Source organism: Szabonella alba (genome assembly GCF_016765775.1).
In the GTDB taxonomy this organism is placed as follows: domain Bacteria; phylum Pseudomonadota; class Alphaproteobacteria; order Rhodobacterales; family Rhodobacteraceae; genus Szabonella; species Szabonella alba.
The window spans coordinates 203,338-222,763 of sequence record NZ_JAESVN010000004.1 but is presented as its reverse complement, the minus strand read 5'-3'; the positions used below and the strand labels follow the sequence as shown (position 1 = coordinate 222,763).

Genomic DNA, 19,426 nt, shown 5'->3' with positions numbered 1-19,426 from the left:
ACAGCACCGGGAAAACCGGCGCAGTGAGGCAGAGCATGGCAGATGTGGAATTCGACGGGTTCGAAACCGGCGGTGCGTTGCGCCGTGGCTCCCGGGTGGTCAGTGTGGCGGGGGCAATGACCTCGGTGGCGCTGGTGCTGGGGCTGGGCTATTGGGGATACAAGCTGGCGGTGCGGGATGTGCATGGCATCCCCGTGGTGCGGGCGCTGGAAGGTCCGATGCGGATTGCGCCCGAGGATCCGGGCGGGGTGATCACTGCGCATCAGGGTCTGTCGGTGAATTCCGTGGCGGAAATCGGCGTGGCCTCACCCCCTGCTGACCGGCTGGTGCTGGCACCTGCGCCCACCGCTTTGTCGCCCGAGGATGAGGCCGGAACGCTGGCCGCGCAGGAGGCGCCGACCTCGACCCGCACGGCGGCAATGCCGGGGCTGGATCTGTCCCCGGGGCCGGTGCCCGCGCTTTCGGATAGTGAAGAGCCCGAGATAGCACTTGTGATCTCCGAGGAACCCGCGCCCATGGTGCAGGATGATGCGGTGATGACCGCGCTGGCCGAGGCCCTTGGGCTGGAGGCGGTGCCGCTTTCGGCCGATCTGGGCGATGACCCCGCACCTGCCACCCTTGAGGCCCCGAGCGCGACCCTGCCGCGTGGCGCGCTGGCGGCCTCACCCCGGCCGATGCCGCGGCCCGGTTCGGCGATTGCCGTTGCACGCCCCGCCGTTGCGGATGGCGCGACCGATGCCGCCGTTCTGCTGGCTTCGGCCCCGGCCACGCAAGAGGTGGATGGCAGCACGCTTGCAACCGGCACAAGACTTGTCCAACTGGGCGCCTATGAAACCGTCGAGGATGCACGCCGCGACTGGGACCGTCTGGGCGGGCGCTTCGGCGATCTGATGATCGGCAAATCGCGCATCGTGCAATCGGCGCAAAGCGGCGGGCGGACCTTCTACCGGCTGCGCGCCACTGGCTTTGAGGATGAAGCCGATCAGCGCCGCTTCTGCTCGGCGCTGCTGTCTGAAAACGCGGCCTGCATTCCGGTCACCGTGCGATGACCTCAGGGCAGGGGGCGACGGTCCTTGGCTGCGCCGGCCCCGTGCTGGCGCCGGATGAGGCCGCCTTTTTCCGTGAGGCCGATCCCTTCGGTTTCATCCTGTTTGCGCGGAACGTGGAAAACCCCGACCAGCTGCGCCGCCTGACCGATGATCTGCGCGCCGCCGTGGGGCGGGATGCGCTGATCACCGTCGATCAGGAGGGCGGGCGGGTGCAGCGGATGCGCGCGCCGCATTGGCGCGAGTGGCTGCCACCGCTGGAACAGGCCGAACAGATCGCAGCCTCAGCAGGCCCCGAGGCCGCAACCCGCAGCCTGTGGATCGTCGCGCGGATCATCGCGGCAGAGCTGCGCGGGGCCGGGATCGACAGCAACTGTGCGCCTTGCGCCGATATTGCCGGGCCGGACACGCATCCCTTTCTGCGCAACCGCTGCCTCGGGACCGATCCTGCGACGGTCACACGGAATGCCCGCACCGTGGCCGAGGGGCTGCTGGCGGGGGGGGTGGTGCCGGTGATGAAACACCTGCCGGGCCATGGCCGCGCGACGGTCGACAGTCATCTGGGCCTGCCGGTGGCCGATGTCACGCTTGCCGCCGCCGCGACATGGGATTTTGCGCCCTTCCGCGCGCTGGCCGATCTGCCCATGGGCATGACCGCGCATATCGTGCTGCCCGAACTGGGCGACCTGCCCGCAACCCAGAACCCCGCCGCGATCCGGTTGATCCGGGAAAGCATCGGCTTCGACGGGCTGTTGCTGACCGATGATCTGAACATGTCCGCGCTGGCAGGCGATCTGCGAACCCGCGCGGCGTGCGCCATTGCGGCGGGCTGCGATATCGCCCTGCATTGCAGCGGCAAGCGCCCCGAGATGGAAGCGGTCGTTGCCGCAGCCGGGCATCTGGCGGGCGAGGCCGCACGCCGTGCGACAGCCGCCCTTGCCGCGCGCCGCGACCCCGACCCCGTTGACATTGCCGCGCTGGAGGCGGAGCTTGCGGATCTGCTGACCGGAAAGGCGCATGTCTGAGGACTGGAGCGAGCAAGATACAAGGCAAAGCGTCGCGGACCGTCTGGCCGCCGAGGCGCTGATTGTCGATGTCGACGGGTTTGAGGGGCCGCTGGATCTGCTGCTGACGCTGTCGCGGACACAAAAGGTGGATCTGCGCCGCATTTCCGTGCTGCAACTGGCGGAACAATATCTGGGTTTCGTCACCAAGGCCCGCGATTTGCGCATTGAACTTGCGGCGGATTATCTGGTGATGGCGGCCTGGCTTGCCTATCTGAAATCGCGGCTGCTGTTGCCCCCGGATCCCACCGAGGAAGGCCCCAGTGCCGAGGATCTGGCCGCGCATCTGGCCTTTCAGCTTGAACGCCTGCAGGCCATGCGTGAGGCCGCGGCCCGCCTGATGGCGCGGGACCAGAAGGGGCGGGATTTCTTCGTGCGGGGCCTGCCCGAAGATGTGACCCGCCGCCGCCGCGTGACCTATTCCGCAACGCTGATGGATCTGATGCAGGCCTATGCCCGCATCCGCACCCGGGACGAATTCCGCCCTTTCGTGATGGACCGCGATCATGTGTTCACCATGGAACAGGCGCTGGACCGGCTGCGGGGACTGATCGGCTATGCCGGGCAATGGACGGATCTGACAAGCTGGCTGCCGCCGGGCTGGGACAGCAGCCCGATGCGCCGCCGCTCGGCCACGGCGGCACATTTCGCGGCGGTACTTGAACTGACCAAGGCAGGCCAGCTTGAATTGCGGCAGGGGGACACTTTCGCCCCGCTTGAAGTGCGCAAGCGCGAGGGCCGCCCATGAGGCCCGAGGAGCAAAGGACGCCCGAAGACCGGCCCGAGGATGCGCGCCCGGACCAGCCCGAACCGCGCAGCCTGTTCGCAGCTCCGCCGATGGGCGAACAGGAACGCATGGTCGAGGCGATCCTGTTTGCAAGCGCGGAACCCGTCACCGTGGCGGAACTGACCGCCCGCATGCCGCATGGCTGCGATCCGGCCGAGGCGCTGGTCACGTTGCGCCGGCGCTATGACGGGCGGGGGGTGCGGCTTGTGAAGGTTGGCGATGCCTGGGCCTTCCGCACCGCGCCCGATCTGGGCCATCTCATGCAGAAGGAAACGGTGGAAAACCGCAAACTGTCGCGCGCCGCGATCGAGACGCTGGCGATCGTGGCCTATCACCAGCCGGTGACGCGGACCGAGATCGAAGAGATCCGCGGCGTTGCGGTGTCGCGCGGTACGGTGGATCAGCTGATTGAACTGGAGTGGATTCGCTTTGGCCGCCGCCGCATGACCCCGGGCCGTCCGGTGACTTTCGTGGTGACGGAACAGTTTCTTGACCATTTCGGGCTTGAATCTGCCCGCGACTTGCCGGGTATGAAAGACTTGCGCGCGGCGGGCCTGCTGGACAATCGCCCGCTGCATGCCCTGCGCCAGAGCGATGAGGAAGAACCCGCATCAGGCCAAAGTGAACTGTTCGAGGATTAAGGGAAGAGTATGGGACGTATCTTAAACATGATCATGAACCAGATCCTGCGGCGTCTGGTCAATGCCGGGATCAGCAAGGGCATGGGCCATCTGTCGAAAGGCAAGGGCGCCAAGGGGCAGGGCACCAAGGTTGCAGGGCAAGCGGCCGCAGGGGCAACCGGCCCCAGCCAGTCAGGAACAGCGCGCGAGACCGCCAAACGCGCGCGTCAGGCGGCGCGGGTCACGCGGCGGCTGGGGAAATAGACGGGTCAGGGGCTGCGCAGGGCGGGCCCCGGCCTCATGCTGCGTTCAGGGCAGCAGCGCCCCGCCGAACAGCACCTCCTGCGCGCGGATCACCTCGGGCGGCAGGGCATTGGCGGGCAGGACCGCAGTGCCGCGCGTATAGCTGTTGACCCCCGAGATCATCCATTCGACCGATATGCTGGGTCGGGGCACCTCGGTCTGGTCTTGGGTGCTGACTTGCGCGGCCAGCGCCCCGACCGCGGCGCGCAAGGCCCCAAGCGTGGCATCGGACAAGGGTGCGGTCAGATCCAGAACCGGCCCGTCAGGCCCCGAGGCATAAAGCGTCAGCCCATCCACACCGGTATCGGCGGCCTGACCCGCGACGGGTTCATCCTCGGGTCCGCCCACCGGCCAGAGAGAAAGGTAAAGGCTGAACTCGGGCGTCTCTGCCCTTGCCCCCAGTGCCAGAAGCGACAGCGCGCCGGCAAGGCCCGCAGCCAGAGCAGGGCGCAACAGAACGGGAAACGAAAGAACGGCACGCATCGTCACTCCTTCGGGCGGAAATGTTTTGACAGTTTCAGACCCTGCCCCTGATAGTTCGAGGCGATCCCGGCACCGTAAAGCAGGTCGGGCCGTGCTGCCATCCGTTCATAGACCAGTCTCCCGACGATCTGCCCGTGTTCCAGCACGAAGGGCGCCTCGTGGCAGCGCACTTCCAGCACGCCGCGCGACCCCGCGCCGCCCGCCTCGGCCCAGCCGAATCCGGGATCGAAGAACCCCGCATAATGCACCCGGAATTCGCCGACCATGGCCAGATAGGGTGCCATTTCAGCGGCATAATCGGGCGGGATTGTCACCGCCTCCTGACTGACTAGGATATAGAAGGCGCCGGGATCGAGGATGATGCTGCCGCTTGCGCTGCGCACATCCTCCCAGAATTCGGCGGGGTCGTAATGCGCGATGTGGTCAAGGTCGATCACCCCGGTATGGGGCTTGGCGCGGTAACCCACCAGACCGCCCGCACCGGGGCGCAGATCGACCGAGAATCCCAGACCTTCGGAAATCACCGCCCGGCCGGAAACCAGCGGTGAGACGTCATGCAGCGCGGTCAATGCGGCATCGTCCAGCACCGACTGGCCATTGCGGAACCGGATCTGGTTCAGCCGCATCCCCGGCCGCACCAGCACCGAAAAACTGCGCGGGCAGACCTCGGCATAAAGCGGGCCGTCATAGGCTTCGGGAATGCGGTCGAACTCGGTGCCGCCATCGGTGATCGTGCGCGTCAGCAGATCCAGCCGCCCGGTCGAGGATTTCGCATTGGCCACGGCGGACAGCCCCTTGGGCAGGCGCAGCCGTTCCATCAGCGGGATGACATAGACGCAGCCCTTTTCCAGCACGGCGCCCGGCGTCAGATCGACGCGATGCATCTCGAATTCGGCCAGCCGGTCCTCGACCCGCCGCCCCTTGCCTGTCAGAAACGAGGCGCGGACGCGATAGGCGACCTGACCCAGCCGCAGGTCCAGACTGGCGGGCTGCACCTGTTCGGGAATGATCGCGGGGCGGGCGGTGATCGCGCCTTGGGCGATGAGGTCGCGCAGGGCGCGGTCAGGCAGCACGCCCGATTGCGCGGCTATCATGCTGCCTGCTGCTGTCGGGATCTGATCCGGGTTCATTGCGGCCTCTCTTGCGCGGCCAGAAGCCGGAAACGGAACCGCCCGCGCTTGCAAAGGCAAGGCGGGCGGTTTCGGTTTTGGTCGGGCCGGCGAGATTCGAACTCGCGGCCTTCCGCCCCCCAGACGGACGCGCTAACCAGGCTGCGCCACGGCCCGACACTGGGCGCTTTCATAACGATATTCCGGGCGGGGGCAAGCGCAAAACCGACCGCAGGACCGACAGTCGGCATCGCGCTTACCGATGCGGGCCGCGCCCGGCGGGGGCCAGCCGGACACGCAGCGCACGCAGCCTTTCTGCAAGGGCTGCGGCGGCCTCGGCCCGGTCATGCAGCGCCGTGGCGGGCAGGGCGCGCAGATCGGTCGCCAGCCAGCGCAGGGGACGTTCGGTGGCCGGTTGGGCGGGGGCAGCAGTCGTCTCCGGTCCGGTTGATTCTGCTTCGGTTGTTTTCAGTCCGGTCGATTCTGGCCCGGTAGATCCCGCCCCGGTCGATTCCGGGGCAGGCGATTCGGATGCGGGGGCTGCCGGGGCCGTTGATCCGGCTTGAGATTCGGCAACCGCGTCATTCCGGGCAGAGGGCGCAAAGCTACCTGCCGCCTCTGTCGCGCTATCGGTCTGCGCAGCCTCATCATTTGCGGGTGCTGCCGAACCGGATTCGGATGACGCTGCCTCGGGCATCATCGCTGGACTGTCGGTGCTGTCCGGTGCGGTGCTGCTTTCTTGCGCGGGGGCTGCTTCGGGCGCAGCGGTGGCCACCTCCGGCGCTTGTGCTGTTTCGGCCGGGCTTTGCGGCTGATCCGGCGGCACTACCTCAGCGCTCGCCTCGGGGGCGGGGGGGGCATCCGGTTGCGCTGCGGTGGTCTGCGCTGCCGGATCCGGCAGCGCAGGCGTGGCCCCGGAGGGGCCCGACACGGCATCCGGTCCGGCCTCTGCCGCCTGCGCGCTGTCGGTCTGTGCCATGCCCGGCCCGGGCGCGGCCTCCGGCCGGGACGTCTCTGCCCGCGTGCCTTCGGCCGTCGGGGGCGGCGCATCGGCGGGCGTGGTCACGCTGTCATGTGCCGCCTCGGGCTGTGCACCGGCTGTAGCCGTTTCAGCCTGCTGCGGCGGTTTCTGCGGGAAAAGCGGGATCGGTTCGGCGGGGGGCGGCGGCTGGGTGCTGATCAGAACCCCGGCCTCGGCCTCTTCATCGACCAGACCGGCGACATGGCGCACGCCCTGTTCCTGCAAGATCTTCTGCACGCCCCGTATGGTCAGCCCGTCCTCATGCAGCAGGCGCTTGATCCCGGCCAGCAGCGCCACATCCGAAGGGCGGTAATAGCGTCGTCCACCCGCGCGCTTCACCGGGCGGATCTGCGGAAAGCGGCTTTCCCAGAACCGCAGCACATGGGCCGGGGTTTCCAGATGATCGGCAACCTCGCTGATCGTGCGAAACGCTTCAGGAGATTTTTCCATTCCCGCCTCTCAGCCTCCTCAGGCCTTGTTTCCGGCGGCCACGCGATCCTTCATAAGATGGGACGGACGGAAAGTCAGCACGCGGCGCGGGCTGATCGGCACTTCATCGCCGGTCTTGGGATTGCGGCCCATCCTTGCATTCTTGTCGCGGATCGAAAACGTCCCGAAGGAGGAGATCTTGACCGTCTCTCCGGTGCCAAGCGCATCGGACATGTGCTGCAGCACACTTTCCACCAGTTGCGCCGATTCGTTGCGCGACAGGCCCACCTCGCGGAAGACGGCCTCGCTCAGATCCATGCGCGTCAAAGTCTTTTCGCTCATTTCAATCCCCCCGGATGATTGGGCGAGGATGCGCGGTTTGAAAAGCCAAGTCAATATCGGGGGTTGCGCGTTTCTGTTCAGAATGCGGCGCGCCTACCAGCGCAGCACAACCGCGCCCCAGGCCAGCCCGCCGCCGATGGCCTCGGTCACGATCAGGTCGCCCGGTTTGATCTGTCCGCGCGCCACGCCGACCGACAGCGCCAGCGGGATCGAGGCCGCCGAGGTATTGCCATGGTCCTGCAGGGTCACCACGACCCGTTCCATCGGCACATCCATGCGCTGCGCCGTGGCCGTGATGATGCGCAGATTGGCCTGATGCGGCACGATCCAGTCGACATCGGCGCTGCTCAGCCCCGCCCTTTCCAGCGCGGTTTCCGCTGTAGAGGCCAGCTTCTCCACGGCCTGACGGAACAGCTGATTGCCTTGCATCCGCAGCTTGCCCGAGGTTCCCGTGGTCGAAACCCCGCCATCGACATAAAGCATGTCGCGATAGCGCCCGTCGGAATTCAGGTCCGAGGCAAGAATGCCCCGATCTGCGGTGTTGCCCGTGCCCTCGGCCGCTTCCAGCACCAGCGCGCCCGCCCCGTCGCCGAACAGCACGCAGGTGGAGCGATCCGTCCAGTCCATGATCCGGCTGAAGGTTTCCGCGCCGATCACCAGTACCCGCCGCGCCTGACCCGACAGGATCAGCGCATTGGCATTGGTCAGTGCAAAGACGAATCCCGCACAGACCGCCTGCAGGTCAAAGCCGAAACCGCGCGTCATGCCCAGACCATCCTGCACCATGGTCGCGACCGAAGGAAAAGTCAGGTCGGGCGTGGAGGTGGCCACGATCACCGCATCCATGTCATCGGGCGTAAGACCCGCCGCTGCCAGCGCCCGTTGCGCCGCCGTGATGGCCATGGCCGAGGTGGTCTGCCCTTCCGCCGCGAAATGCCGCCGCTCGATGCCTGACCGGCTGCGGATCCATTCATCGGTTGTGTCGAGCGTCGCCTCGAATTCGCTGTTGGGAACGACCCGTTCCGGCAGATAATGCCCGACGCCCCGAATGACCGCGCGCATTGTCATGCCTGCCCACCATTTTCCTGTTCTGAAGTTTTCGGCGGGGCTGCCTTCCCGGTTTCCGGTTCTGACTGCCCGGCCGTCTGGTCTGGTGTCTGCCCTGCTGTCTGGGCGGCCTCATCTGCGGCTTCCATCGCGGCGGCAAGCCGGGCCGCAACACGGTCCTGAAACCCTTGTTTCGCAAGCTGGAAGGCCAGTTTGATCGCCGAGGATACGCCGGTATCATCCGCCGATCCATGCGACTTGACGACTGTGCCGTTCAGCCCCAGAAAGACCCCGCCATTGACCCGGCGGGGGTCGATCCGCTTTTGCAGGCGGCGCAGCGATCCCAGTGCCAGAAGGGCCGCGATCTTGGACAGGACATTCGCGTTGAAGGCGTCACGCAGGAAATCGGCAATCAGCTTGGCCGTGCCCTCGCCGGTTTTCAGCGCGACATTGCCGGTAAAGCCATCGGTCACGATCACATCGACCCGGTCACCCGGAATATCGCCACCCTCGACAAAGCCCATAAATTCATATCCGCCCGGATCGGCGGCGGCCGACATCAGTTCGGCGGCCTGCCGCAATTCGGTGCGGCCCTTGTGTTCCTCGGTCCCGACATTGAGAAGTCCCAGACGAGGGCGCGACAGGTTCAGACCGTTGCGCGCATAGGTGGCCCCCATCAGCGCAAACTGCACCAGATCCTCGGGGTCGGCCTTCACATCGGCCCCCACATCCAGCATGACATTGAAGCCGCCGGGATTGCGGGAGGGCCAGAGACAGGCAATGGCCGGGCGGTTCACGCCGGGCAGTTTGCGCAGGCGGATCATCGAGATCGCCATCAGCGCACCGGTATTGCCACAAGAGACCGCCGCCTGTGCCTCGCCCTTGCGCAGACTGTCGATACAGGACCACATTGAAGTGTCCTGCCCGTGGCGCATCACTTGACTGGGCTTGTCATGCATCGTCACCACGCCCGTGGCATGGCGGATCGCGCAGCGCCCCGACAGGGTTGCGTGCCGGTCAATCATCGGGCGCAGCACGGCTTCGTCACCATGCAGGATGAAGGCGATCTCGGGATTCTTGTCAGCCGAATGGACAAGGCCCGCGACCACCGCCGCAGGCCCTCTGTCACCACCCATGGCATCGACGGAAATCACAATTCGACCCGTCATCGGCCCGGAAACGCCGTGACCTGCCGAAGTATCAACCGGATTTTGGTCTTCCAGAGCCATATGCCGCGAGGCGTGAGGACGGGCTTACGCCGCGTCCTCGTCCAGGTCGATTTCCTGCGTGGTGGCCACGACTTCGCGCGCATCATAGTGACCGCAGGCGCCGCAGACGTGATGCGGGCGCTTCAGTTCACCACAATTGGGGCAATCAGCAGGGTTCGATGCCACCAGCGCATCATGGGAACGACGCATGTTGCGGCGCGATTTCGTGACTCGGTTCTGAGGGACAGCCATGTCTCAACCTCGGGTTCGGGGGGACATGCCCCTGTTTATTCTCGCAAATCCGGGCTGCGATCCATCCTTGAAACGCGCCTGATCCAGCTTGCAAACGAGGCGCGGAACATACTGTGATTCTGGCGCGGCGCAAGCCCTTTCTGGCGGATTTCCGGGCTGGTGTCCGAGCCTGTGATCGTGTCGCGCCGGGGCCGCGCCGGGGTCTGCCTTGCGGCGGGGCCGGGGGCGGGGGCGCTATGCCTTGCCCGCACCGTCCTTCCTGCCACCCTTGCCGGGTCCGTCATCGCCGGTTTCCGCCTCGCCCGGGGCGGCGCCCGTCAGACTGTCACGCAGGGAGGACAGGGCGGCAAAGGGTTTCAGATCGGCATCGCGCAGCGGTTCGGCCCCGTCTGCGGCAAAGACCGCCTCGCCCAGTTCCACGCCTTCAGCGCGGGGATAGTCGGGCAGCGCCAGCACCAATGCCTCGGTCGCGATCTCGCGCAGGTCGATGCGGTCGGGCATCGGTTCGGCGCTGTCATCCCCGGGCATCTCCGCCTCTTCGGCCTCGGGCCAGAGCATGCCTTCGACATAGCGGCGCAGGACGGGTTCCGAAACCCGGGTCTCTACCGGCGCCAGCGTGACCGCGCAGGGCTGTACGGCCAGCGCTTCAAGCTGGGCCACCAGTTCGAAATCGCCGCGCCCGACCGGGCGGATCTCACCTTTCAGATGCAGGCGCGGCAGGGCGGTCAGGCCAAGTTCGGCCATCATCGCCTCACGTCCTTTTGCATCCAGCCGCAGATCGAACCGCAGCGGTTTGCGTGTGGGCAGGGCGGGCACGCGATAGGGCGCGGGAAAGGGGGCTTCCGGGACGGCGGCGGCTTTGCCCGCCGTGGCGCCTCGGGATTTTGGGGCGCGTCGGGATTCGGGTCTCGCTGTCATCTGCCACTCCGTTTCTGCATTGTGGGCCGTCCGGCATTCTGCCCGCTTCCGGCCCGGGCCGGAAGTTGGCCAGAGACGGGCCGGATATCGGCCCTGTCGCGTTCCTTTGCTTGAACATGGGGCCGAGCTTCTGTAAGCCAAGGGGAACGCCGGAAAACCGGCTCGGGATACGGGGCTTGGCCCGGCAAGGCAAGGGGTGGCGATGCAAGGTCGGGCTGTTCACGGGCAGAAGCGGGCTGGCCGCGCGGATCTGGCGGCGGGCATGGTGATGCAAAAGCTGCGGCAATTGCGGCATGCAGTGACCCGTATCGTCCTGTTTGGCGCGCTTGCCGCCGTTGTTGCCTGCGGCCCGATTATCCGCGATCATGGCTATGTTCCCACCGATGATGATCTTGCCCGGCTGGAAGTCGGACGCGACACGCGCGATTCGGTCGCGGCGGTCGTGGGCCGGCCGTCGGCCGCAGGGCTGCTGAACGATGAGGGCTGGTATTACGTCCAGAGCCGCTGGCGGCAATATGGCCCCACCGCCCCGCGGGAGATTGACCGGCAACTGGTTGCGATCTCGTTCACGCCTGATGGCGTGGTCCGGAATATCGAACGCTTCACGCTGGAAGATGGCAATGTCGTGCCGCTGTCGCGCCGCGTGACCGAAACGAATATCCGGGGTGTCAGTGTCATCGGGCAGCTTCTGGGCAATCTGGGCGTGTTCAATCCGGGCCAGTTCCTCGACACCCAGCCCTGACCGGGCAGGCCCGTTCCGGCGGGCCGCCGCCGGACCGGGCCGGGAAATGCCGGGGCGGTGGGAAATCGGGGCCGCAATGCTGGGATTTGAAAAAGGCCGCTATCGCACCCGGCTGGGGTCAGGCCCGGCAGATCTGCGCGCAGCACAGCAATTGCGTCACCGCTGTTTCATCGCGGATGGGGGGGAGGGTCTGGAGACTGACACCTTCGACAGCGCCTGTCTGCATGTGCTGGTGGAAGAGCAGGGGGAATCCGATCCCGTGGCCTGTTTCCGCCTGCTGCCCTTGCCCGGCGGCCATGCCATCGGGCAAAGCTATGCGGCGCAGTTCTATGATCTTTCGGCCCTTGCCCCGATCGCGCAGCCGATTCTGGAACTGGGCCGCTTCTGCATCCGTCCTGACCGCAAGGATCCCGATATCCTGCGGCTGGCATGGGGGGCGCTGACGCGCTTTGTCGATGCGACGGGGGTGGGAATGCTGTTCGGCTGCACCTCGTTCCACGGCACTGATCCGGCCGCCTTTCGCGATGCCTTTGCGCTGCTGGCGGCACGTCATCTGGCCCCGCCTGACCGCCGTCCCGTTCCCCGCGCGGCCGAAATTCACCGCTATGCTGCCGAATTATCGGGGCAGGCCCCCGATCTGCGGCAGGCACAGCGCCAGTTGCCGCCCTTGTTGCGGACCTATCTGCTGATGGGGGGATGGGTCAGCGACCATGCCGTGATCGACCGGGATCTGGGCACGCTGCATGTCTTCACCGGGCTTGAAATCGGGGCCATTCCCGAGGCGCGGGCGCGGCTGTTGCGCATGGTTGCCGCCTGAAAGGGGTCACTGTGCCGGGGTCAGCGCCGGGCAATTACGCCGATGCGGTCAAGCGCGGCCTCAAATGCGGCATCAGGGCCGGGGGCGGCCTGGGCCTTCAGCGCATCGAACCGTTTGCGCAGGGCGGTCTTTTCGGCGCCTTTGCAATCATTCCACGGGCGGCCCTGCAGCCCCATGACCAGAACATAATAGCCGATGAAATGCGGCGCGGTGCCAGCGCGCATCAGCGCCAGATAAGCGGCATCGGCCCCCAGTTCGCGCAGCGCCTCGGCTGACTTGATGCCCGCGCGCAGAAAGGCTTCCTCGGTCGCGGGACCGAGATTGCGGATTGTCGAGATCGGGGTGCCCCCGTCAGGGGCGGACTCGCGGTCGCTCATATCCGCTTTGTCGGCCTGCTGCGCGTGGCGGTCAAGGCCGGGCTTGCAGGGGGCTTGCGGGCCGCCCGTCACGAGGCGGGGGTCTGACCCCACCCCGCGCGGCGGCACTCAGATCGAGGCCCAGTCACGGAAGATCGGCTGACCCTGTTGCGGGGTCTTGGTGCCGGTCTGGCCTTGTTGTTGCGAGGGGGAGGAGGGTTGGCTGTCGCCTTGCTGCGGTTGGTTGGGCTGTTTTGCCATCGTTTTATATCCGTTTGCGGGAACCCCTGCCAAGGTTTGGCCCGCGTTGGTTTGATTATCGCACTGATTACGCTGCGCCGCGAATGTGGCGCAGTTCGGGCGATCTAAGCCTGCCCCCTGCGCGCCGCAAGCCCGATTGATGGGGCTGGCCTGGACGATGCGCGGGGTTTGGCCGGTTCCCTGTAACAATTGCGACCGGCCCGTGATGGAAAGCGCCATCCGGGCGGGGCGGGGGCACAATTTTGCCCGGCATCCCGGATCCCGCCACACCGCGCAAAACGGTCAGATCTGCAGCGCAGAGCCCCCCGTGAGGGGCGGACTGGCCCGAAACCCGCGGCAGCCTGATCGGCGCCGCAGTTCCGTATTGCCCACACTTCAGGCGCGCCGCCCTGCAAAGTGGCAGTCGCGCGGCACCGCTGTTTCGGTCTGTGGCTATGCGAAAGCGCTTTGAAACAGACCAGGGTGCAAATCTTCTTGAAGACAACTCCGGTTTTGCGCTATGTTTGCGCTAACATGAAACCGCTTTGACGCAGCAAAAGTCGCAATTGGGGCATGTTACGGTGGCCTCCCTTGTCAGCGGGGGTGCTGCCGGTCAAGAGTTGACCATGCTCGACTGCCGGGATCTCCGGCCTTGAATGGAATTGTACCCGGTGAACAGACCCTTTCCCACCTCCGCCCCGCTTGCCGACCTTCCCGCCGAGGCGCTGCGCGACGATATCCTGCGCCATCTGATCTATACGCTGGGCAAGGATGTGCCCCATGCCACCCGCTATGACTGGCGCATGGCGCTGTCCTATGCGGTGCGCGATCGGATCGTGGGGCCATGGTTCCGGTCAACCCGCCGGACTTGGGCCGAGGGGCGCAAGCGGGTGCATTACCTGTCGATGGAATTCCTGATCGGGCGGATTCTGGAAGATGCGGTCGTCAATATCGGTCTGGATGAAACCGTGCGTGGCGTGATGGCCGATCTGGGGCAGGACTATCGCGCGCTGGTCGAGGATGAACCGGACGCGGCGCTTGGCAATGGCGGGCTGGGACGGCTTGCCGCCTGTTTCATGGAATCGATGGCGACGCTGGGCTGCCCGGCCTATGGCTATGGCATCCGCTATGAACACGGGCTGTTCCGTCAGCGGTTCGAGGCCGGGTTTCAGGTGGAAACACCCGAGGACTGGCTGTCGCAGGCGCATCCATGGGAATTCGCCCGCCCCGAAGCGGCCTATGTGATCCCTTTCAAGGGAGAGGTCGAGACCCGCGACGGGCGCGACCATTGGGTGCCGGGGGAAACCGTCATCGCCTCGGCCTTCGACACGCCGGTGGTGGGTTGGCAGGGCAAATGGGCCAATACGCTGCGGCTATGGGGGGCAAAACCCACCACGCAATTCGATCTGGACCGGTTCAACCGGGGCGATTATGCCGCCGCCGCCGAGCCCGAGGCGCTGGCCCGCACGCTGAGCCGCGTGCTTTACCCCGATGACACGACCTATCAGGGCAAGGAACTGCGCCTGAAACAGGAATTTTTCCTGACCTCGGCGGCGTTGCAGGACATCCTGCGCCGCCATCTGTCGGCGGGTCATTCGCTGGCCTCGCTGCCCGCCCATGTCGCGATCCAGATGAATGACACCCATCCCGCGATTGCGGGCCCCGAACTGATCCGCCTTCTGATGGACGATCACGGCATGGTCTTTGCCGAGGCGCTGGAGATCACGCGCGCCTGTCTGGGCTATACCAATCACACGCTCTTGCCCGAGGCGCTGGAACGCTGGGCGACCTTCACCTTCGGCAATGTCCTGCCGCGCCATATGCAGATCGTGGAACGCATCGACGACTGGCACCGGCGCACCTGGCCCTCGCGCCCGCATTATGTGGGCATCGTCAAACATCATGAGGTCCGGATGGGGGAGCTTGCCTTCATCATGGCGCATAAGGTGAACGGGGTTTCGGCGCTGCACAGCGATCTGGTGAAGGCCAATCTGTTTCCGGAACTGAACCGGCTGCATCCCGGGCGGATCGTCAACCAGACCAATGGCGTGACCCCGCGCCGCTGGCTGCGCATGTGCAACCGCCCGCTGGCGGGGCTGATCACCGAAACGGTCGGCGCGGGATGGGAGGATCATCTCGACCGGCTGCGCGGGCTTGAGGATCATGTCGGGGATGCCGGGTTCCGCGCGGCCTTCGATGCGGCGAAGCGGCAGAACAAGGTTGCGCTGGCGGAATGGCTGTCCTCGGAATGCGAGGTGAAGGCCGATCCCGATGCGATTTTCGATGTGCAGGTGAAACGCATCCATGAATACAAGCGGCAGCTTCTGAACATCCTGCAGGCGGTCGCGCATTGGAAGTCGATCCATGACAACCCCAATGCCGCTTGGGTGCCGCGCCTGCGCATCTTCGGTGGCAAGGCCGCCCCCGGTTACGCGGTGGCCAAGGAAATCATCCACCTTATCAACGATGTCGGCAGCGTCATTAATGCAGACCCCGCGACGCGCGACCTGCTGCAGATCGCCTATCCGGCAAATTACAATGTCTCGATGGCCGAAAGGCTGATCCCGGCTGCGGATCTGTCGGAACAGATTTCCACCGCGGGCAAGGAAGCCTCGGGCACCGGCAACATGAAATTCATGATGAACGGTGCGCCGACCATCGGCACACTGGACGGTGCGAATGTCGAGATCCTGCAGGAAGTGGGGGCCGATAACTTCTTTCTGTTCGGGCTGACCGCCGGCGAAGTGGTGAAACGGCGCGAAGATCCCGACCATGCCCGCAAGGCCATCGAGGCCAGCCAGCCCTTGCAGGATGTCTTGCAGATGATTGCCGAAGGGCGGTTCAGCCCTGATCAGCCCGACCGCTATCACGGGCTGGTGCATCGGATCTGGCATCACGATTACTTCCTCGTCGCCGCCGATTTCGATGCTTATCACGCGGCGCAGGGGCAGGTGGACCACGCCTATGCCGACCGGGATCGCTGGCTGAAAATGGCGGCGCTGAACACGGCGCGGTCGGGATTATTCTCCTCTGACCGGACGATCCGGGGTTACATGGACGAGATCTGGTCGGTCGAACCGGCGATCTGACGCAATGGCAGGGGGCGGCATGGCAGGCGGCGGCGCGAAACACGGACTGAGCCCGGAAACAGCCGCCGCCATTGTCGCGGGGGCGCACGGCGATCCCTTTGCAGTTCTGGGCTGTCATCCGCTGGGCAAGGGCTGGCAGGTCCGGGCACTGATGCCGGGGGCCGAGACGTTGGAGGTGGTGACCGAAGGGGAGAGCGTTCCGGCGCGCCCGGTTCCAGATGCGCCGGGGCTGTTTGTCGCCGATCTGCCCGCGCGCAAGCCTTACCGGCTGCGCGCCCGGGGTCATGGCGCGGAATGGGAGGTTGAGGACCCGTTCCGCTTTGGCCCCGTTCTGGGCGAGATCGACGAATATCTGCTGGGGGAGGGCACGCATCTGCGGCTTTGGCAGGTGATGGGTGCGCATCCGATTGTGCATGAGGGCGTCTCAGGCGTGCATTTCGCGGTCTGGGCGCCCAATGCCTCCCGCGTCTCGGTGGTGGGGGATTTCAACCATTGGGACGGGCGGCGCGCGCCGATGCGCAGGCGCGGATCGACCGGGATATGGGAGATTTTTCTGCCCGGTCTGGCCGAAGGGCAATCCTATAAATACGAGATCCGCGCAGGCGACGGCACGCTGTTGCCGCTGAAGGCCGATCCGGTGGGGTTCGGGTCCGAGCATCCGCCCGCCAATGCCAGTGTCGTGCGCAGCCTTGGTGCTGAGAACTGGCAGGATGCAGACTGGATGGCGCGACGCGCGCTTGCCAATTCCACCGATGCGCCGGTCTCGGTCTATGAGGTGCATCTGGGATCGTGGAAGCGCGCGCCTGGGGACAGGATGCTGTCCTATACGGAACTGGCGGACCAGCTGGTCGCCTATGTCCGCGACATGGGTTTTACCCATATCGAGCTGATGCCGGTCAGCGAATTTCCCTTTGACGGGTCATGGGGCTATCAACCGGTGGGCCTGTTCGCCCCCACGATCCGCCATGGCACGCCCGCCGAGTTCCGCGCCTTCATCGATGCGGCACACCGGGCCGGGATCGGCGTGCTGCTGGACTGGGTGCCGGGGCATTTTCCGACCGATGCGCATGGGCTGGGCCGGTTCGACGGCACCGCCCTTTATGAACATGCCGACCCGCGTGAGGGGTTTCATCAGGACTGGAACACGCTGATCTACAATTACGGTCGTGCGGAGGTGGCCAATTACCTGACCGCCAATGCGCTTTACTGGCTGGAGGAATACCATCTGGACGGGCTGCGCGTCGATGCGGTGGCCTCGATGCTGTATCGTGACTACAGCCGCGCGGACGGCGAATGGGTGCCCAATCGCGATGGCGGGCGCGAGAATTACGAGGCGATCGCGCTGTTGCAGCGGGTGAATATCGAAGCCTATGGCACATGCCCGGGCATCATGACGGTGGCCGAGGAAAGCACGTCCTTTCCCGGGGTCTCCCGCCCGGTTGATCACGGTGGTCTCGGCTTTGGCTACAAATGGAACATGGGCTGGATGAATGACACGCTGGCCTATATGGGCCGTGATCCGGTCTACCGCAAACACCACCATCACCAGATGACATTCGGGCTGCATTATGCGTGGTCCGAAAACTTCATCCTGCCGATCAGCCATGATGAGGTCGTGCATGGCAAGGGCTCGATGCTGGAGAAGATGCCCGGCAATGAGGCCGAGAAATTCGCCAATCTGCGGGCCTATTATGGCTTCATGTGGGGGCATCCGGGCAAGAAGCTGCTGTTTCAGGGCTGCGAATTCGCGCAAGCGCGCGAATGGGCGCATGGCCGCAGCCTTGACTGGCATGAGATGGATCTGCCGGGGCAGGGCGCGCTGCACCGGGGCATGCAGGCGCTGGTGCGCGATCTGAACCGGATCTATCGCGAAACGCCCGCGCTTTACCGCCATGACACAAGGCCGCAAGGCTTCCGCTGGATTGCCGCGAATGAGGCCGAGGCAGGGTGGTTCGCCTGGGCACGCTTTGGCGTTCCGGGGGAGCCGCCGGTTGTCGTTGCGGTGAACATGGTGCCGGTGGAGCGCAAGGTGAGACTGGGCCTGCCGGGGCCGGGCCATTGGGCCGAGGTGCTGAATTCCGATGCCGCGATCTATGGCGGCGGCAATCGCGGCAATCTGGGCGGGGTTGAGGCCGAAGCGGTTGCCGCCTTCGGGATGGCGCAGTCGGCGCAGGTGGTGCTGCCGCCGCTTTCGGCGGTGTTTCTGCGGCTGGACGGGTGATGTGAGTGAACAGGGCGGGGCCCGACCCCGCACGATCAGGGAGGATGCGATGATACCGAAACCCAACAAGCGCCTGTCGTCACAGGCCATGGCCTTCGTGCTGGCGGGAGGCCGCGGCAGCCGGTTGAAGGAACTGACCGACCGGCGGGCAAAGCCTGCGGTCTATTTCGGCGGCAAGACGCGGATCATCGACTTCGCGCTGTCCAATGCGCTCAATTCCGGCATCCGCAAGATGGCGATTGCCACGCAATACAAGGCCCATAGCCTGATCCGGCACATGCAGCGCGGCTGGGGCTTCTTCCGGGCCGAGCGCAACGAATATCTGGACATCCTGCCGGCCAGCCAGCGGGTTGCCGAAACCAAGTGGTATCTGGGCACGGCGGATGCGGTGACGCAGAATATCGACATCGTCGACAGCTATGGCATCCGTTATGTCGTGATCCTTGCCGGGGATCATATCTACAAGATGGATTACGAGATCATGCTGCAGCAGCATGTGAACACCGGCGCGGATGTGACCATCGGCTGTCTGACCGTGCCCAGGGCCGAGGCCACGGCCTTTGGCGTAATGGATGTGGACAAGGAGGGGCGCATCCTGTCCTTTCTGGAAAAACCTGCCGACCCGCCGGGCATCCCGGGCGATCCCGATCATGCGCTGGCCTCGATGGGGATCTATGTCTTCGACTGGGCCTTTCTGCGCGATCTTCTGGTGCGCGATGCCGAGGATCCGAATTCCAGCCATGATTTCGGCAATGACCTGATCCCCGAGATCGTGAAGAACGGCAAGGCCATGGCGCATCGCTTTTCCGAAAGCTGTGTCACCAGCGGGCTGGAGACTGAACCCTATTGGCGCGATGTCGGCACGATCGACGCCTTCTGGCAGGCCAATATCGACCTGACGGATTTTGTGCCCAAGCTGGACCTTTACGACAATGCCTGGCCGATCTGGACCTATGCCGAGATCGTGCCACCCGCGAAATTCATCCATGACGAGGACGGGCGGCGCGGCTCGGCAGTGTCGTCGCTGGTGTCGGGCGATTGCATCGTTTCAGGGTCCTCGGTGTCCAACAGCCTGCTGTTTACCGGTTGCCGGACGCATAGTTTTGCCAGTCTCGAATATGTGGTGGCGCTGCCGCATGTCGTGGTGGGGCGTGGCGCGGAGCTGAAGAATTGCGTGATCGACCGCGGCGTGGTGATCCCTGAAAGGCTGGTGATCGGGCAGGACCCGCAGGCGGATGCGAAATGGTTCCGCCGCACCGAGGCGGGCGTGGTGCTGGTCACGCAGGACATGCTGGATGCGCGGGCGCGCGCGCTGGGCTGAGGGCACGCGGG

The 19,426-nt window shown here is 65.5% G+C and carries 20 protein-coding genes and 1 tRNA gene; 10 read left to right on the top strand and 11 right to left on the bottom strand.

The window, feature by feature from the left end; translation table 11 throughout:
• Positions 1–35: 35 nt before the first annotated feature.
• The 5 genes from JL811_RS11290 (at position 36) to JL811_RS11270 (ending at position 3,781) form a co-directional block, all read left to right on the top strand.
• Entirely contained in the window at positions 36–1,049 is a 1,014-nt protein-coding gene (locus tag JL811_RS11290; RefSeq protein ID WP_202688724.1) for an SPOR domain-containing protein, read from the top strand.
• Positions 1,046–2,071, top strand: coding sequence for a glycoside hydrolase family 3 protein (locus JL811_RS11285; protein ID WP_202688723.1), 1,026 nt, complete (start codon positions 1,046–1,048; stop codon positions 2,069–2,071). The genes JL811_RS11290 and JL811_RS11285 overlap by 4 nt, the downstream gene beginning before the upstream one ends.
• Positions 2,064–2,858: a segregation and condensation protein A gene (locus tag JL811_RS11280; RefSeq protein WP_202688722.1), complete on the top strand. Its 795-nt coding sequence runs from the start codon at positions 2,064–2,066 to the stop codon at positions 2,856–2,858. Before JL811_RS11285 ends, JL811_RS11280 begins: the two co-directional genes overlap by 8 nt.
• A gap of 89 nt (positions 2,859–2,947) precedes the next feature.
• Complete coding sequence (gene scpB, locus JL811_RS11275; protein ID WP_420496782.1) at positions 2,948–3,538, top strand: SMC-Scp complex subunit ScpB; 591 nt, start codon at positions 2,948–2,950, stop codon at positions 3,536–3,538.
• A 9-nt stretch (positions 3,539–3,547) separates the two neighbouring features.
• The gene (locus tag JL811_RS11270; RefSeq protein WP_202688720.1) at positions 3,548–3,781 is read left to right on the top strand and encodes a hypothetical protein; all 234 of its coding nucleotides are present in this window, start codon (positions 3,548–3,550) and stop codon (positions 3,779–3,781) included.
• Positions 3,782–3,826: 45 nt separating this feature from the next.
• On the opposite strand, the gene JL811_RS11265 is transcribed toward JL811_RS11270, so the two are convergent.
• The 9 genes from JL811_RS11265 to JL811_RS11225 form a co-directional block, all read right to left on the bottom strand.
• Positions 3,827–4,303, bottom strand: a complete 477-nt coding sequence (locus JL811_RS11265; protein WP_202688719.1) for a hypothetical protein — start codon at positions 4,301–4,303, stop codon at positions 3,827–3,829.
• 2 nt (positions 4,304–4,305) lie between these two features.
• Entirely contained in the window at positions 4,306–5,397 is a 1,092-nt protein-coding gene (locus JL811_RS11260; RefSeq protein ID WP_202688963.1) for a 2'-deoxycytidine 5'-triphosphate deaminase, read from the bottom strand.
• Between the two features lie 114 nt (positions 5,398–5,511).
• Positions 5,512–5,589: transfer RNA gene (locus JL811_RS11255), tRNA-Pro, on the bottom strand.
• 79 nt (positions 5,590–5,668) lie between these two features.
• Positions 5,669–6,883 (bottom strand): MerR family transcriptional regulator, encoded by a 1,215-nt coding sequence (locus JL811_RS20165; RefSeq protein WP_202688718.1) that lies wholly within the window; start codon positions 6,881–6,883, stop codon positions 5,669–5,671.
• Positions 6,884–6,901: 18 nt separating this feature from the next.
• Positions 6,902–7,204, bottom strand: a complete 303-nt coding sequence (gene ihfA / locus JL811_RS11245) for an integration host factor subunit alpha (protein ID WP_202688717.1) — start codon at positions 7,202–7,204, stop codon at positions 6,902–6,904.
• A gap of 93 nt (positions 7,205–7,297) precedes the next feature.
• A complete protein-coding gene (locus JL811_RS11240; protein ID WP_202688716.1) occupies positions 7,298–8,272 on the bottom strand; it encodes a beta-ketoacyl-ACP synthase III in 975 nt (324 codons plus the stop codon).
• Positions 8,269–9,480: a phosphate acyltransferase PlsX gene (gene plsX / locus JL811_RS11235; protein ID WP_420496779.1), complete on the bottom strand. Its 1,212-nt coding sequence runs from the start codon at positions 9,478–9,480 to the stop codon at positions 8,269–8,271. Before plsX ends, JL811_RS11240 begins: the two co-directional genes overlap by 4 nt.
• A 24-nt stretch (positions 9,481–9,504) precedes the next feature.
• Positions 9,505–9,711 carry a 50S ribosomal protein L32 gene (gene rpmF, locus JL811_RS11230; protein WP_202688714.1) on the bottom strand — a complete coding sequence of 69 codons (207 nt, stop codon included), beginning with the start codon at positions 9,709–9,711 and terminating at the stop codon, positions 9,505–9,507.
• A gap of 234 nt (positions 9,712–9,945) precedes the next feature.
• Positions 9,946–10,629 carry a YceD family protein gene (locus JL811_RS11225; protein ID WP_202688713.1) on the bottom strand — a complete coding sequence of 228 codons (684 nt, stop codon included), beginning with the start codon at positions 10,627–10,629 and terminating at the stop codon, positions 9,946–9,948.
• A gap of 268 nt (positions 10,630–10,897) precedes the next feature.
• Here JL811_RS11225 and JL811_RS11220 point away from each other — a divergent pair, with 268 nt between their 5' ends.
• Entirely contained in the window at positions 10,898–11,371 is a 474-nt protein-coding gene (locus JL811_RS11220) for an outer membrane protein assembly factor BamE (protein WP_202688961.1), read from the top strand.
• Between the two features lie 76 nt (positions 11,372–11,447).
• Positions 11,448–12,188 carry a GNAT family N-acetyltransferase gene (locus tag JL811_RS11215; protein WP_202688959.1) on the top strand — a complete coding sequence of 247 codons (741 nt, stop codon included), beginning with the start codon at positions 11,448–11,450 and terminating at the stop codon, positions 12,186–12,188.
• A 20-nt stretch (positions 12,189–12,208) separates the two neighbouring features.
• Here the strand turns inward: JL811_RS11215 and JL811_RS11210 are convergent, their stop codons facing one another.
• Positions 12,209–12,565, bottom strand: coding sequence for a TfoX/Sxy family protein (locus tag JL811_RS11210; protein ID WP_202688712.1), 357 nt, complete (start codon positions 12,563–12,565; stop codon positions 12,209–12,211).
• A 108-nt stretch (positions 12,566–12,673) separates the two neighbouring features.
• A complete protein-coding gene (locus JL811_RS20160; protein ID WP_273542490.1) occupies positions 12,674–12,805 on the bottom strand; it encodes a hypothetical protein in 132 nt (43 codons plus the stop codon).
• A gap of 704 nt (positions 12,806–13,509) precedes the next feature.
• Between JL811_RS20160 and JL811_RS11205 the strand changes: the two genes are divergently transcribed.
• From JL811_RS11205 to glgC, 3 genes are read left to right on the top strand one after another with little or no spacing between them, the layout of a single operon-like run.
• Positions 13,510–15,873, top strand: coding sequence for a glycogen/starch/alpha-glucan phosphorylase (locus tag JL811_RS11205; protein ID WP_237684943.1), 2,364 nt, complete (start codon positions 13,510–13,512; stop codon positions 15,871–15,873).
• A gap of 19 nt (positions 15,874–15,892) precedes the next feature.
• Positions 15,893–18,094 (top strand): 1,4-alpha-glucan branching protein GlgB, encoded by a 2,202-nt coding sequence (gene glgB, locus JL811_RS11200; RefSeq protein ID WP_202688710.1) that lies wholly within the window; start codon positions 15,893–15,895, stop codon positions 18,092–18,094.
• A 49-nt stretch (positions 18,095–18,143) separates the two neighbouring features.
• Entirely contained in the window at positions 18,144–19,415 is a 1,272-nt protein-coding gene (gene glgC / locus JL811_RS11195; RefSeq protein WP_202688709.1) for a glucose-1-phosphate adenylyltransferase, read from the top strand.
• Positions 19,416–19,426: the final 11 nt, after the last annotated feature.